The 14,451-nt window shown below is 37.0% G+C and carries 12 protein-coding genes and 3 pseudogenes; 4 read left to right on the top strand and 11 right to left on the bottom strand.

The genetic code is table 11. From position 1 onward, the window contains the following. The first annotated feature begins 85 nt into the window (after nucleotides 1-85). Nucleotides 86-521, top strand: a pseudogene (locus tag ACU8V8_RS04820) (SulA-like leucine-rich domain-containing protein). Nucleotides 522-559: 38 nt separating this feature from the next. Next, entirely contained in the window at nucleotides 560-1,042 is a 483-nt protein-coding gene (locus tag ACU8V8_RS04815) for a YchJ family protein (protein ID WP_446889003.1), read from the top strand. Nucleotides 1,043-1,109: 67 nt separating this feature from the next. Here the strand turns inward: ACU8V8_RS04815 and ACU8V8_RS04810 are convergent, their stop codons facing one another. Continuing rightward, nucleotides 1,110-1,328: a DUF6500 family protein gene (locus ACU8V8_RS04810; RefSeq protein WP_446889585.1), complete on the bottom strand. Its 219-nt coding sequence runs from the start codon at nucleotides 1,326-1,328 to the stop codon at nucleotides 1,110-1,112. A gap of 500 nt (nucleotides 1,329-1,828) precedes the next feature. Here ACU8V8_RS04810 and ACU8V8_RS04805 point away from each other — a divergent pair, with 500 nt between their 5' ends. Further along, nucleotides 1,829-2,224, top strand: coding sequence for a YkgJ family cysteine cluster protein (locus tag ACU8V8_RS04805; RefSeq protein WP_446889002.1), 396 nt, complete (start codon nucleotides 1,829-1,831; stop codon nucleotides 2,222-2,224). Nucleotides 2,225-2,264: 40 nt separating this feature from the next. On the opposite strand, the gene ACU8V8_RS04800 is transcribed toward ACU8V8_RS04805, so the two are convergent. The 10 genes and pseudogenes from ACU8V8_RS04800 to ACU8V8_RS04755 form a co-directional block, all read right to left on the bottom strand. Beyond that, complete coding sequence (locus ACU8V8_RS04800) at nucleotides 2,265-3,794, bottom strand: acetyl-CoA hydrolase/transferase family protein (RefSeq protein WP_446889001.1); 1,530 nt, start codon at nucleotides 3,792-3,794, stop codon at nucleotides 2,265-2,267. A gap of 351 nt (nucleotides 3,795-4,145) precedes the next feature. Continuing rightward, on the bottom strand, nucleotides 4,146-4,445 hold the full coding sequence (locus tag ACU8V8_RS04795) for a type II toxin-antitoxin system RelE/ParE family toxin (RefSeq protein ID WP_446889000.1): 300 nt from the start codon (nucleotides 4,443-4,445) through the stop codon (nucleotides 4,146-4,148). Beyond that, nucleotides 4,433-4,690 carry a type II toxin-antitoxin system Phd/YefM family antitoxin gene (locus ACU8V8_RS04790; RefSeq protein ID WP_446888999.1) on the bottom strand — a complete coding sequence of 86 codons (258 nt, stop codon included), beginning with the start codon at nucleotides 4,688-4,690 and terminating at the stop codon, nucleotides 4,433-4,435. Before ACU8V8_RS04790 ends, ACU8V8_RS04795 begins: the two co-directional genes overlap by 13 nt. 242 nt (nucleotides 4,691-4,932) lie before the next feature. Next, nucleotides 4,933-6,372: a hypothetical protein gene (locus tag ACU8V8_RS04785; protein ID WP_446888998.1), complete on the bottom strand. Its 1,440-nt coding sequence runs from the start codon at nucleotides 6,370-6,372 to the stop codon at nucleotides 4,933-4,935. Then, on the bottom strand, nucleotides 6,369-7,637 hold the full coding sequence (locus tag ACU8V8_RS04780; RefSeq protein ID WP_446888997.1) for a transglycosylase SLT domain-containing protein: 1,269 nt from the start codon (nucleotides 7,635-7,637) through the stop codon (nucleotides 6,369-6,371). The genes ACU8V8_RS04785 and ACU8V8_RS04780 overlap by 4 nt, the downstream gene beginning before the upstream one ends. Before the next feature lie 20 nt (nucleotides 7,638-7,657). Then, on the bottom strand, nucleotides 7,658-8,395 hold the full coding sequence (locus ACU8V8_RS04775) for an ETEC_3214 domain-containing protein (RefSeq protein WP_446888996.1): 738 nt from the start codon (nucleotides 8,393-8,395) through the stop codon (nucleotides 7,658-7,660). Then, complete coding sequence (locus ACU8V8_RS04770) at nucleotides 8,395-8,889, bottom strand: hypothetical protein (protein ID WP_446888995.1); 495 nt, start codon at nucleotides 8,887-8,889, stop codon at nucleotides 8,395-8,397. The genes ACU8V8_RS04775 and ACU8V8_RS04770 overlap by 1 nt, the downstream gene beginning before the upstream one ends. A gap of 837 nt (nucleotides 8,890-9,726) precedes the next feature. Further along, a pseudogene (locus ACU8V8_RS04765) lies at nucleotides 9,727-10,223 on the bottom strand (CHAT domain-containing protein). Next, nucleotides 10,207-10,995 carry a CHAT domain-containing protein gene (locus ACU8V8_RS04760; protein ID WP_446888994.1) on the bottom strand — a complete coding sequence of 263 codons (789 nt, stop codon included), beginning with the start codon at nucleotides 10,993-10,995 and terminating at the stop codon, nucleotides 10,207-10,209. Before ACU8V8_RS04760 ends, ACU8V8_RS04765 begins: the two are co-directional and overlap by 17 nt. Continuing rightward, on the bottom strand, nucleotides 10,992-12,137 hold the full coding sequence (locus ACU8V8_RS04755) for a hypothetical protein (RefSeq protein ID WP_446888993.1): 1,146 nt from the start codon (nucleotides 12,135-12,137) through the stop codon (nucleotides 10,992-10,994). The genes ACU8V8_RS04760 and ACU8V8_RS04755 overlap by 4 nt, the downstream gene beginning before the upstream one ends. Before the next feature lie 571 nt (nucleotides 12,138-12,708). Here ACU8V8_RS04755 and ACU8V8_RS04750 point away from each other — a divergent pair. Then, a pseudogene (locus ACU8V8_RS04750) lies at nucleotides 12,709-13,816 on the top strand (IS110 family transposase); the annotation flags it as partial. Between the last annotated feature and the right edge of the window lie 635 nt (nucleotides 13,817-14,451).

The following is a 14,451-nucleotide window of genomic DNA, read 5'->3' as shown; positions in this document are numbered from 1 at the left end:
AAAAAATAGCAAAAAGTACTTGCGCACAACAACTGTATAAACTACTGTATATAAATACTGTATAAACAACCAGTGAGTGAAAGTTATGTTACAGCTAATTACCGTAAGAACTGTTAAAAGCTACCAACAAGATAATCAAAGTGCAGCAGTTAATTTAATTCAAATTGAAGATGAGATATCTGCAACTTTTGAATTATTAAAAGTGCTTCACCATTACAACAGTCAAAATGCGTGGACCCTTTTAATTGCACCTGACCATGTACCAAGTAAAGCATTGCTAGACTCTTGCTCAATTGATACCTCAAAGCTTTTAGTGATCAGACAAAAAACACTTGGTAAATTTAGAGTATGTATTAAATTCTGCACTTCATAATGGTAACTTTGCCGCAGTCATCACATGGACTGATATAGTAAAAGATAACCAGCTTGCTGATTTATCAATCAACTTAGAGCATACTAGCGCAAAATTATATTGTTTTACCAAAACGAAGCAGCCAAGTGAGTTAGCATTAGCACAGTAAGCTGTTAAAATATCGTTTTATCTAACAAGTAAAACATAATGACCTCACTCACGCAAAATCTTTGCTTGTGTAATAGTAAACTGAGTTATGCTGACTGCTGTGAAAAGCTACATACGAGCTCAGCACAGGCAACAACGCCAGAGCAGCTTATGCGCTCACGTTACGTTGCTTATGCTCTTAAAAATGCCAAGTACGTTTACCAAACATACGCAAAGGAAAAACAACCAGAAAACCCTATTAAAGAAATAGCTGATTTTGCTAATAGTTGCCGTTTCAGTAACCTAGATGTAATAGCGGCTGAACACAATGATAAAACAGGGGTCGTTGAATTTTGCGTAAGCTATTTCTACCAAAACTTATATTGCCAGTTGCACGAAAAGTCACGCTTTGTAAAAGAAGATGGCCTATGGCGCTACTTAGATGGTGATATATTTCCCACTACCGATATTAAAGTCGGTCGCAACGATGAGTGCCCATGTGGCAGTGGTAAAAAATATAAAAAGTGTCATGTAAGCTTTTAGCCACAAACTCGCACTGCGCTAACTTATAATAACGGCAGGGGCTACTCCTGCCTACACTGCTCAAATTTTATAGCTTGGCTAACATCATATCTTTTATTTTGCGTGCCTTCACAAAGTGGTCTAACTGATGCGTTTGTATCCACCAGCTAGCAACTTCCATTAATAGTTCTGGCTCATTATTTTTATTGGCAAAAAAAGCATAAAAAGATAAACCTACTTCATCACCTTTTGCTGCTATTTTCTTATCACATACCTCAATAATACGGTTTCTTAGCTCTGTACGCATACCTAGTAACCCCCTTAATTTAACAAACACGACAATCCCCTTGTAGCAGGGTTATTATGTGATTAATTATATATGAATTAAACTTTTCTTATATCCATAGGTTAAGATAAATAAGACAAGTAAAAAACTGGAAACGTCTTGAGATCTGGGATCAAGAAGTACTAGGCACACCTGAAGCTGTTACAGCGAATAAACTGATTTATGATTAGTATATAAAACATGGTTGCACAGCTACCGCTGTAGTTATTTGTAACTCACTTCAAAGACAATTAATAAAAGATATTTTTAAAAGCACCACCGCTGTTTTTACTGATATTGAACAAGCTACACAATGGCTAGAGCAAAATGACCATGAGGCTCGCCTTGTGCAAACAGGTTAACCGATTCGATACACACGAAACCTAACCTGGAAACCTAACCTGTTAGCAACGAACGTTTCTTAGCGATCTTAGTACTAATTACTGTATAGTAAAGTGAAACTATGATAACGAATGTGAACCATGAAAGAGTGTAACCAATGTGGTAAATGCTGTATCAAATATGGTGGCGGCGACCTTAACGCGACCCAAGAAGAAATTGATTTATGGGAACTCTTCAACCCCGATATTTTTGCATTCGTTAAAAATAATCAAATATGGCATGATCCGCAATCAGGCGAAAAACTCAAACAATGCCCATTTCTCAAGATAGCACCAAAAAGTGACCCACACGCCACAACTAAATACACCTGCAGCATCTATTTAGACAGGCCAGAAGATTGCCAACACTATCCTAGCCTAATAACCGAAATGGTTACTGATGAATGTGAAATGATCGAAACCAGTGATTTGCAGAATTATAAAAAAGCACAAAACAAACTTGATATCCTCATGTTGGATAGCCGTCCTAAGCGTTGAGGATAATGCAAAATGTCTTATAAGGTTATGTAAAACAAACTTAAGCAGATAATGCCGTAGGGGAATTTTGCGTTACTAATGTTTTTTTCATACTACCTTCTTGCTCTAGGCGAATATGCCAACTAAACGCTTCTTCAAGTAAATGAGGCGTATGCCCGCCACGCTCACAAGCGCGCTCATAGTAATCTAACATCGCTTCACGATAATCTGGGTGTACACAATGCTTAATAACTTGTACAGCACGCTCACGCGGTGCTAAGCCACGTAAATCAGCTAAGCCTTGCTCGGTTACTAAAATATCAACATCGTGTTCGTTATGATCAACGTGACTCGCCATAGGTACAACGCTTGAAATAGCGCCATCTTTAGCAATCGATTTAGTAACAAATATAGCTAAATGTGCATTACGAGCAAAATCACCAGAGCCGCCAATACCATTCATCATTCGAGTGCCACACACATGTGTTGAATTTACGTTGCCATATATATCAAATTCAAGCGCAGTATTTATAGCAATGATCCCTAAACGACGCACTATTTCAGGATGGTTTGAAACTTCTTGAGGGCGTAACACTAGCTTATCTTTGTATTGTTCTAAGTTATTAAATACTTGCGCGTTACAGCGCTCAGACAACACAATCGAGCTGCCCGATGCAAAACTGAGCTTACCTGCGTCAATAAGGTCAAATGTCGAATCTTGTAATACCTCTGAATACATTGTTAAGTCTTTAAAGTCAGAATCAAGTAGACCCATCATTACTGCGTTGGCAATATTACCAATACCAGCTTGCAATGGACCTAAATTAGCTGGTAATTTATTTTGAGATACTTCATCTTGAAAAAAGTTAACCAAATGGCGCGCAATTGCGGCAGTATCTTCATCAGGGTCGGTAACCGTAGAAAACGAGTCGCTTTGGTTAGTAAAAACAATACCAACAATTTTTTCAGGATCGATAGGAATAGCAGTACTACCAATTCTATCATCTACTTTAACTAACGGCATTGGCTGGCGAGTAGGACGATAGGAAGGAATGTATATATCGTGCAAACCTTCAAGGTTAGGGTTATGCAGCATATTAATTTCAACAATTACTTGCTTAGCAAAGATAGCAAAACTCGCTGAATTGCCTACTGATGTTGTCGGTACAATATGCCCTTCTTCGGTAATAGCGACGGCTTCAATAACAGCTACATCAGGCATGGTTAATTGATGGTTTCGTAGATGTTCAACCGTTTCAGATAAATGCTGATCAATAAACATAACATCACCATTATTAATCGCTTTGCGTAAAGTGTTATCTACTTGAAAAGGCATACGACGAGCTAAAATGCCCGCTTCTGTCAGTAATTTATCTAAATCATTACCTAAAGATGCGCCAGTCATTAAATTTATTTTTATTGGATTATTTTTAACTTGCTCTATTAATGCTCTAGGTACTGCTTTAGCTTCTCCAGCACGAGTAAAGCCGCTCATCCCTACTGTCATTCCATCTTTAATAAATTGGCTTGCTTGTTCTGCCTGCATTACCTTGCCATGCAGCTTGCCATTACGAATACGTTCCAAGTTCATTTTAAGCCCCTTGTTAGATTTTACATTATTCTAATCCTAACTTCGCACTACACAATCTATACTTAAGTCGTATTTACTGATCAAGAAGAGAAACGTGTTCAAATGGGAGATTAACCTACGTCCTGTTAATGTAAAAGAATATATTTAGATGTAAAACTAACAAAAGGAATTAACATTGCGCTAGGCAATGACTATTTAGCGTCACAAGGTTTAGCGTCATTGAGGGATATTTGGATCAATATTCATTACGGGAGATGAACCGCCCATTACACTTCCTGTTAATAAAAAGCGCATGATGGGTGGTGTGGGAGCTGGAGGTTAGAGACCTCCGGCTACCCGATTAACTTTATCTTATACTAGAAGCAAAAATTTTCGTAACTCACGCTCTTGTCTCATGATGTGTAAAATATAAACTTTATTATTGTCTATTTTATAAAAGATACGGCAAGGATTAACAACTACTTCACGATAGTTGAGATTGCTCAATTCGGCAGGCTTCTTCCCCGACTCTGGAAAGTCTTCTAGGCGTTCGACTTTAGCAAAAACCTCGGATACCAAATTTTTAGCTGCGAGCAAGTTACTCAACGCAATATATTCAGCTATATCGTTAATATCTTCCAAAGCAGGGTTAGTCCAAATTATTTCAGCCATTTACTCATTTTCTCTTTAGCTTCAATATTAGACATCGTTTCACCCCGACTTATAGCCTGCTCACCTTTAGCCAAAGCCTCAAGAATTTGCATACGTTTTTGCATGAATTCAAAGTCATCAACATCCACAAGGTATGCAGCTGGTTGTCCATGCTCAGTGATTAGCACTGGCTCTTTAGAAGAATGAAGCTCAGATAATATTTTAGTAGCTTGACGTTTAAGTGTCGTAACGAGTTCAACTCTCATGATCATTCCTAGTTAGAACATGAATAAAGTATCACAATAGTATCACAATAGTTCAGTGTTGCAACAATACGGATAGCGAGTGATATGGGATCCTCACTCAACACATTTTAACAACGCGTCATAGTAAATTTGATTATAAACTTCAAATACGAAGAGTTCATATGTCTATAATTAAAGCCAGAGCCATAATCAAATGGCTGTAAGCATTTTTAACCAAATAGCTGAAGCTATAAAATGCGCTACTACATACCCACCGTATTAAATTGCAGTACTGCATGTACAAGTTGGGTAGCAGGTCGTGTTGCAGAAATTCGCTTCAAGCCCCGAGTTTTCGCTAATGCGTCATTTTTATTATTAGCAATAACTTGATATCCAGATGCTTCATCTAACTGGGAGCTAGGTAAATCATTAACTAATAATTTTAAAGCGGCACTAACTTGTAAACTTTCAACCCCAAATGGGGGCTCAACGGTAAAACTGCCAATATTACGCCATGTGTTAATATGTGTAGCATCAACGCAGTCAATAAAAAGTCCTGTACGGCTTTGCGGTCTATCATGTAAAGGGAGCAAATAACCAATTTCTTTCGATTTATTATTAATAAACCCACTGATATAAAAGCAACTAGGTTTCGACACTAACACCGATAAAGTAAGCGTCTCAGATTCTGAAAACAATAAACCTCTCTTACCTTTATTTGTTTTAATATCTACAAATAACTCCCGATTTTCAGAGCCGTATTGAGAAAACAGGCTCTGTTGAAAGCTTTCTGTATCGGCCTGTTTAGGTCTATGAGTATGATTGATGTAACTAAGTACACTGGCCTGTGTTTGCAATGTTTCTTTATTGATTAAATTAAACATTACTGCAACCGAATCTGCTTCGTAGCTCATACTCCCCGATAAAATATAGTCAGCAGACTGTTCATCACTCACAGTATGGGTAATTGAATTATTAAGTTGTCTAAATACTTCCACTGCAAATTCTGAAATCGACTGGTCATCCAAAATAGCCGGTTTAATAAGTACAGGACCTACGGGTAAAATGTGTTTTATACGTGTAATAAAAGTGGCCATGCTCACTGGCTTTTTGACCATATCTGTTAATAATAATTCTAAGGTTGGTAAATCAAGTAATACTCTAACTTGATAATGTTTATTAGGATCAAGAGAGTTAATGATTGCTTCATATTGTTTTAACGTTGCTAGTTTACTGACCAACATCGACATTGCTGTATAATTATCAACAAACTTTTGTTGTGATGACAAAAGGTAAGTTTTATCTATCTCGGCGGCTAATCTCTCTGCAGATTGAATATATAACTTTACTGAAGTTAACTTATTGAGTTGCGCTGTGCATTTGATTGAGCTATTCGTTTTATCTTGTTCACACACTTGCGTTGCGCCATAAATAGGCATATTAGAGTGAGTACGAGTAGATGTCTCAAAAATACTTTCAATTGTATTATTTCTCTTTTGTTTAAAAACACTCGCATTGGTTTCCACATTAACAAATATTTGTCCGCTGATCATTGCAACAGCTTGCTGCTGAGCATCTAATAAGCACTGCTCTTGTGTTATTTTTTTACAATTACTAAAGCCCACCCCAGTAAGGGTCAGACTGGTTGCCGATGTAGCACAAGAAAAAATTAAAAAAGATAAATAATATACTACTCTAATCATAATTTCTGCGCCCACTCAATTGCTAACTCTGTTTCATAAAATTGCTTACGAGCCAACACTTTCTTAAGGTAATTTTGTGTTTCTGTATGGGTTTTTGTCAATAAAACATGCTTAACTTCAGCCGTTGATAAGTTATTAATTATCAACTGAGCCTTTTTTAAATTTTTGCTCTTGCCATTAAAAGCACGTGCAATATTGCCAACCCCAGTGTTATAAGCAGAAATAGCACATAACATTTTTCTTTGATTATCTTTTATCAAAGAAAAATAATTCTGCTGTATAATATTTAAATACGCTGAGCCGTATAGTAAATTCTTACTTGGAGTAAATAGTAATGATTCTTCTGGCTTCGTTTTTTGTTTGAAAACGCGATGATTCACATCAAGTCCCGCTGTAGCCGGTACTATTTGCATTAACCCAAAAGCAGGAATATGCGACTTAGCCAAAGGGTTAAAACTAGATTCGGTTTCAACAATAGCTAGTATAAGAAAAGGGTCAACATTATACTCTTTAGAAAACGTTCTTATATCATCTAGGTAAAGTTTTGCTTTACTAATTTTACTATCTTTAAAAGTAAACTTATAAGTGCTAATTTTTTTATTAACAACCTGTTCTTGAAGCTTATTTTTTTCTTCTTCTAACGACTTTTTATATACAGTCAGAACTGACTTTTGCTGCTCGTCAGTATTATCTGAATGATGGACAAAATTGTCTATTTTAATTATTTCGTCAGTCAGCTTATGTGCTATTTTTTCTTTTAATGCTTGCTGCGCCTCTACTAAAGGTATGCTCTCAAAATCTTCCTCTTGCATATTAGTAGTTAAATTTAATGATTTCGCTATCGTCAGTGCTGGCACAACACTAATTCGGTCACTATTATTGTCTGCTGTAAATGAGCCAAAACCTTGACTTGTGCCAACTTGCATTATTGGCGTAGCTAATTTTTCATTTACAATATTTACTGCTTGCTCTGCACTTAAAGGGGTTAGTGACACAACTTCTATTGTGTTGCGTTCATAATCTATTGATAATTTAGACGTCAAACTTTCATCGTAAATTACCACCTCTTTCTCATTACTCGTGTCGGCTACGCCCCACTTTGTAATTAATGCTTGTTTAAAGAGCCTATACTTTTCTAATCGTTGTTCGTCAAATGTTTTAACTTTCTCAAGCCGTTGTTTTTTAAATGCCTGAAATCGGTCTTGCGCATTACCTACTTGAGCCACTGCTATGCACACATTAAATAAAACAGCTCCAATGAACACTCTATGCAGCCAACATTTCATCATTTTCTTCCATAAATAACATATTCACGGGGAGATAAAACTGCATCCGCAATTAAATCAACAGGCAATTGGCCAACCCCAAAGAAATTAAGCGGTGCAGACATTAAAGGTTTTGTTTTTTCCAATACCGTACTTTCATCTACTAACATTGCATTTTCTATATCTGCAAGTATTGCAGGCTGTAAGAAATGACGAGCTCCGTACTGCACATTCCCAATGTATTTTTTTAAAAATAAGGCGTTTTTACCCAGTTGATTTTCTATAACAAAAAGCGACTCTTTAGGATCTACAGCAATACCTTCAAAGCTTGGAGCTAATTGCTGTAAGGTTGAATCAGTTGCCATGTTATCTAATTCTAATAATCCTAAAGGTATAAAGTCATCTTTAACCGTAATGATGGTAAAAGCCTTAACTTGCTGACTGTTATAGAAAAGAGTGAGAATATATTTATCATCAAGATAATAAATATAATTAATTTCACTGTTTAATTGCGAGGTTTTGGTTAGTTGTGCTGGACCAAATGTGCCTTCAATAAACTCTTTATTTAACCCCACTTGTACAAACTGTAACTTTTGATAATCAAGGGTATTTGTAAATTTAGATACTGAATAACTATATGCCGATTGAATCAAATCAACTGAATCATTCCAAGCTCCTAACGCAAGAAATGTTGCTGCAGCCGTAACAGAAATATTTTTAACATTACCCCAAAAAGAGTTCGAGTTTTGCGTTTCCATTATTGTTCCGACTTTAGCTCAGCTTTCATAAACTCTAAATAAAGAATTGATTCATTATCTGCTGTGATATCACTTCTAGGCTCATTCATAGCTTGGCCTATCATCGCTTTAACTCTTTCATTTGGCAGTACAACTAAAGCACACAGCTGCTCTACACCATTGAGGTTTATATACTCCACTTTTTCAGTGCGAGCATCAATTAACGCGCCTTCAGCAAAAGAGGTTGAAAGCTGTTCAAATATCGAGCTTGATAATGCTTTATTTGCAGTAGTTCGCTTTTCAGTAAAACGCTTCCTCATTTGTGATATACGAGTATCGATCTGAGTTATTAAGTTGCTCTGGGCTAACAGTACAGCTTCCATCGAATCAACCCCAAAGTCGCCAGAATTGCTTGCACATCCAACAGCCGGCATCCCTCCTTTAACAACCTTGTAAGGTTGAGTAACCCAATCAGTACTCTTCGCTTGTGCGTAAAATGGCACTAGAAGTGTCATGGACACTATTGCTATATAAATATATGTTTTCAACTATTAGACCCTTCAAGATGAACTTAAACTTAATGAATATATGTATAGTATAATCAAATTCTTCTAGATTAATATTCTTTACATTTTCTATTACGTCATTTATTTACTCTAACGCAACAATATGAATTTACTACTCTGTTTTTAAAGGATAAAAAACAAATAGATAAGTTTTAAGCCCCACGTTATCAACGTAACACCTGAAACCTATAATGAAACCAGCACGATGTAAGGACCAATGCTCTAACAGACTTTTTTATTACTCTATACAACATATAACATAATACTTAGTGAATAAGTTCCTTTTGAGTAGTTTTAAGTGTCAATAAACAGATAAAAATACCTATGCGTTAATGTAATATAGTGGATTACTGATATATTGAAAAAGTGAAAGATAGCCGCCGTAATTTATAACAAACTTCAAGCCTCAGATCATTACTGTAAATTACAGAGGGCTTTCACCGTGTAAAATCTCTCGAAAGATATCTATCTAAACCATTATTAGAGCATTAGTAGCTGATAGCTAGGCCTTGTAGTATATCTAGAAAGTGAGGTTTTGCATTTCCCATAGCTGTCATCAAGCAACCAGTATTTAATAATATCGCTACAGTTAACCACCTGCTCTGGACGGCAACCTTAACGTTTTTTCAAGCGATGCCATTTCTATTTTTTATGTCGTAAAAGTAGGATGAATACTTTTCAGTATAGTCGAATAATTTATCCTCGCTCTTTAATAATTCAAACCTGTGTTTAAGATGGTTAAACATGTTTTACTCTTTTTAAAAGCATAACCCTTAGCTAGAAAACCTATTGTTTACCTATTAATTGAAAAGCAGCCCAGTAAAAAGGGTGCTCTCGGTAATTATTTTTGATATCCAGTTGAGCATAACGAAGCGCATCTCGCTTACCTTTTTTATTAATATTACTGTAAAATTCAACCATTAAAGTCTCAGTAGCCTGATCATCTACGACCCATAGGCTAGATACAATGGAAGTTGCACCCGCAAATAAAAAACCACGTGTTAGGCCTATGACGTCGTCTCCTTTTTTATATCTCCCAGCCCTGTTTCACAGGCACTTAGCGTCACTAGATCAGCGTTTAAATTAAGATTATAAATATCGCTCACGGTAAGAAACCCATCATTTTGAGCATCAGAAGCGAGTAACAGCCGAGAACCCAGAGGCTGTTGTGGATCAAATTCGCCATGAGAAGCAATATGCAGTATTCGAGCCTTTAACCCGTTAGCTTTTAAAGCAGTTTCAGTAGCCTGATCTCTGACTAGAAGTTTAGAGCGTGGAGTCACTTTCGCCAGTGTTTCTACCTCTTTTTTGAGCTGCGGGCAAATCAAAAGCTACATTACCTAAATCCGGGTTACCTATTGCTAATAAATTTAGATCTCTGTGTTTTTCGCTATTAACATCAAGATAAGCTTGTACACTGACAGACGGTAGAGAACGTATGCTGTATTTATCGATTAAGAACTTATTACCATCATGAAGCGCATTGAACGGTAAATAATGTAATGGCCCGTGAGCAACAATCGTAATATTTTGGTTGTTGAGCTTATTTTCAAGTGGTTTGATTAGTAAATTATAGAGTACCTGAGCTGATTCTTGGTAGCTAGATGATTGTGGCTTTAAAATTTGCTTGCGAAAGTTAGCTATATGCTCTTCTAATTTAGGAACCACTAATTCACTGACTGAGATTTCACCTTTTTCTATAACAAACGCATACCAGCTATCGTCTGAGCCAAAATATTCAACCAGTATTTCTTCATTAGTAAGCTGCGCGGTCAACTCGCTGTAGCTTTTAGCAGTAACCGTGATTAAAGACGACAGCTGGGGTGACTCTGTCTCAATTTTGCGTTTTAGTCCACGATTACTTCTTGTATTTTCAATAGAATCACTCACTAACATTTGTTGATTAGATTTATCAAGTTGAGCAACTAATGGAGTCATATTAGAGTTTTTCTGAACGCCAAATACACTTTTTGACGCGAGCATATCAACTAATGCTCTCGATTTTGCACGCTCGGTATACTCAAATGCCTCTTCAATTTGATCTAGTTTTATCAATGTAGAAACCATAGTGTTATAAATATTGATATAATTAGAAATGACTCCGATTTTGCTGTATCGGTTATGGTTGTGGAGCGTTGCCCTTCAAGTAAATCGATTGCTTTTTGAAAGTATTGATATGCACCTTCAAGTTTATTTTGTTGATATTGAATCTCTCCTAAGTCTTTTAGGCGTAAAAAAGACAAGTCACCAAATGATTGAATAACAGACTTTACATCGGGATCATTGTAACAAACTTCCGCAGCAGCGATTTTATCTAGTTTTAATAGAGCATGGCAATTTAGAGCATTCATTTGAGCTTCACTTTGATATGCCCAGCGAGACTCATAGCTACCAAATTGGGTACCACGTGCTAATGCAACAGAATAATTAATTGGCGCGCCAAGCAACTCCACAGATGCACTGCCAATATCAGAAAATGAAAGTGACAAACTTTGCTCAATAGTTGTTAACGCCTTTTGATATTCGCCGATTGCCATATAACCTTTTGCAAGCCAAACGTGCTGTTGATCTTCATACCTTTCTGGGTACCCTAACGTGTCAATGCTTTTAAGCTTGTCAATATTAACCTTGGCGGCCTCAAAATTATCTAAATTAGCTTCTGATATTATCAGTACGCCTAAAGCAGCCGTTTGATATCGAGAAAAGAGCCAGCTTTTGTTGTGGCTATCAAGTGTGAAACCAGACATTACATTAAAAACACTAACGAGTTCAACAGGACTCACATCTCCGCTACTAAATAGTTGGTTTGCTGCAAGAGCATGTTTTTTGGCGGTTGAATAGTCAGATAAATCTAATGCTAACTGAGCTCTCCAGACGTGAAATACAGCGTCTTTTCCACTTTGATTAAAGGTAGTACCAAAGCTACCATCAAACCAAGTCCATTTAGCATTCTCCCTGGAATCGTAATGACTAAGGCAGTCTTCAAAGAGTCTATATTGCTTAACCTTAAAGTAAGCCTCACAGACTGGAAGAACTCGGTTCAGTTCGAGTAATGCTAGATCTACCTCATTCTGTTCCATATAGTTAACTATGCCAGCAAGGTCTTGTGAATTGATATGTCGCTCAATGCCATTGGAAACACACCCCTGCAAAACGATTGATAACATAATGAGAAAAATAGAGAAATAGTTTTTCATTTTTATACCTTAAAGTTATGTGTAATTTTCACTATTTTTAACGACAACAAAAACTCACCTAATAATATTTCGATCAACTGTTTTTTGCGTTTTAGCAAAAAGTAATGATTCTTCGTAGCCCGGTTTAACCGATTATTAGTCTGTGATAACAACTCCGGTCTATTTTTGTAATTATGCCAATAATAGTGCTTCATTCAGGGATGAAAAGAAAAGCTAAAGACACTATCAGTTGCAACATGAAGTTTAGGCTTAAATATACACAATAAGAAGTATTTCTTTATTAGCGCAACTTCGCTATGATTTTATATTCTTTAATATAAATAATGAGCAGAAAAACCAAACATCGTGCCCAACATCGATAATATAAGTAATATTCAACCCCAGATAATACTTTAAAATATATACAAAATTCACGTTAATTAAGACACTGTAAAATATATCTGAAAACTATAAAAAAGAACCTCACCATCATGACTTCCACATGACATTGGCCTACTACTTTAGTGAGTCAGCTTAATTCAAAGCCAGAGCCATAATTAGTTTATCAATTAACTAAACAGCAGAGGCTAACATGAACAAACATAGCATACTTTTTATCGGTCTTGATACACATAAAAAATTCAATGAAGTCGCCTATATTGAAGAACATAGAGGTGCACAACCTGTTCACCTTGGTCGCTTTTCTTCTTCCAAAGTGGCCGTTCAAAAGCTTGTTCGTCAGTTTGAATCTAAATACCCTGGCGCAACACTACACTTTGTTTATGAAGCCGGCCCTTGTGGTTATTATTTGTATCGTCCTTGATACTCACTAAAGCCCGCTTCGCGGTTCAAATTTATTCCCTATAAATTTGTGGATTTACAGATTAATCACCAGCCTCGGCCATTGCTGTTATGTGGTTGCACCCTCTCTTATCCCTAAAAAACCCGGTGAGAAAATTAAAACCGATAAACGTGATGCCCTTAAGCTCGCTAAATTACTTAAATCTAAAGATTTAACACCTATCTATGTTCCTTAGCCTGAAGATGAAGCTGTACGCGATTTATCTCGCGCACGCGAAATAGCAATGAAGGATTTAAAAGATGCTAAATACCAATTAAAAGCGCTGCTGCTTCGTAATAATATTAATTACAAAGGCACCGCAAATTGGTCACAAAAACATTTACGTTGGCTCACTGAACTTGTGCTTCCGCATCCCGCTCAGCACATCGTCTTACAAGAATTTTTACAAACAATTACCGAACGAATAAGCCGACTTGAACGGTTAGATAATGAACTCACACACCACGTTCACCAGTGGCGTTATTACCCCGTTGTTAAAGCAATACAAGCTATGCGTGGCGTTCGATTATTGGTCGCCACCGGCGTTGTTGCTGAGCTTGGCGATTTAACTCGCTTCGATCATCCCCGTAAATTAATGAGTTATCTCGGTCTTGTACCTAGTGAACACTCGAGTGGTGGCAAACGCCATATTGGCGCTATCACAAAATGCGGAAACGGCCGAGCAAGACGCCTCCTTGTTGAAGGCGCGCACACTTATCGGTATGCCGCGAATATATCGACAGATATGCAAAAACGACAAGAAGGTTTACCAAAGGATATTATTGATATTGCGTGGAAAGCGCAGCTTAGGCTCTGCAAACGTTATAAAAAAATGATAGCCAAAGGGAAACACTACAATTGGCAAGAGTACCCGCATGATAAACGAATTAGAGTTAGTGCATAGGATCAAGCATCGGGTGTGGCACAACCACTGACGGCGTTAGGATGGCAATGCAGCTAACGCTGCATTGAACCACGAACATAGACTGAAGACAGGTGCCACGACGAACTAAGTAAGGTCTGCTCTGTTACTAGAAATAGTAATAACCAACGACAAAATTGTCAGGAACAATTTTGAACAGCGTAGCTGATTCACGAAAGGCAGGACGCCTGTAGTCATATCAGCAAGATAACCGACGACATTACTTGCTTCATCCTATGTATTAACTCGCTCTAATTCGAGCTGAAGTAATTATGGCTTAAAAAGTTAGGCAAGGATCAGTGTGTTTAACTTGACAGTGGGAGTCATACCAACGCCTCAATAACCGGCGCAGCATTGCTGCGTCCGGCGCCGTAGGCGCGAAGTTGATTGAATTGTTAAGTTCTATTTCGAATAAATCCATCGTTATATAGCCTCTCTTTGATAAGGTTGTAATATTCGCTAGTATCATTAGGAGAAATCGTAACTTCATCTTCTTCTTCGATACGTTTATCTCTTATCCAAAATGCCCCATCCGAGATATAGCTATGAATTCTAATTTTTGAGTATCCATT

It is taken from the genome of Pseudoalteromonas sp. SaAl2 (genome assembly GCF_052947895.1).
This window is presented reverse-complemented; position numbering and strand designations above follow the sequence as displayed.

What these genes read in the sequence shown, in the direction of transcription:
- ACU8V8_RS04785 (WP_446888998.1), bottom strand. Translation starts at nt 6,372, where the DNA reads ATGATTAGAGTAGTATATTATTTATCTTTTTTAATTTTTTCTTGTGCT.
- ACU8V8_RS04805 (WP_446889002.1), top strand. Translation starts at nt 1,829, where the DNA reads ATGAAAGAGTGTAACCAATGTGGTAAATGCTGTATCAAATATGGTGGC.
- ACU8V8_RS04795 (WP_446889000.1), bottom strand. Translation starts at nt 4,445, where the DNA reads ATGGCTGAAATAATTTGGACTAACCCTGCTTTGGAAGATATTAACGAT.
- ACU8V8_RS04790 (WP_446888999.1), bottom strand. Translation starts at nt 4,690, where the DNA reads ATGAGAGTTGAACTCGTTACGACACTTAAACGTCAAGCTACTAAAATA.
- ACU8V8_RS04755 (WP_446888993.1), bottom strand. Translation starts at nt 12,137, where the DNA reads ATGAAAAACTATTTCTCTATTTTTCTCATTATGTTATCAATCGTTTTG.
- ACU8V8_RS04800 (WP_446889001.1), bottom strand. Translation starts at nt 3,794, where the DNA reads ATGAACTTGGAACGTATTCGTAATGGCAAGCTGCATGGCAAGGTAATG.
- ACU8V8_RS04770 (WP_446888995.1), bottom strand. Translation starts at nt 8,889, where the DNA reads ATGACACTTCTAGTGCCATTTTACGCACAAGCGAAGAGTACTGATTGG.
- ACU8V8_RS04810 (WP_446889585.1), bottom strand. Translation starts at nt 1,328, where the DNA reads ATGCGTACAGAGCTAAGAAACCGTATTATTGAGGTATGTGATAAGAAA.
- ACU8V8_RS04775 (WP_446888996.1), bottom strand. Translation starts at nt 8,395, where the DNA reads ATGGAAACGCAAAACTCGAACTCTTTTTGGGGTAATGTTAAAAATATT.
- ACU8V8_RS04815 (WP_446889003.1), top strand. Translation starts at nt 560, where the DNA reads ATGACCTCACTCACGCAAAATCTTTGCTTGTGTAATAGTAAACTGAGT.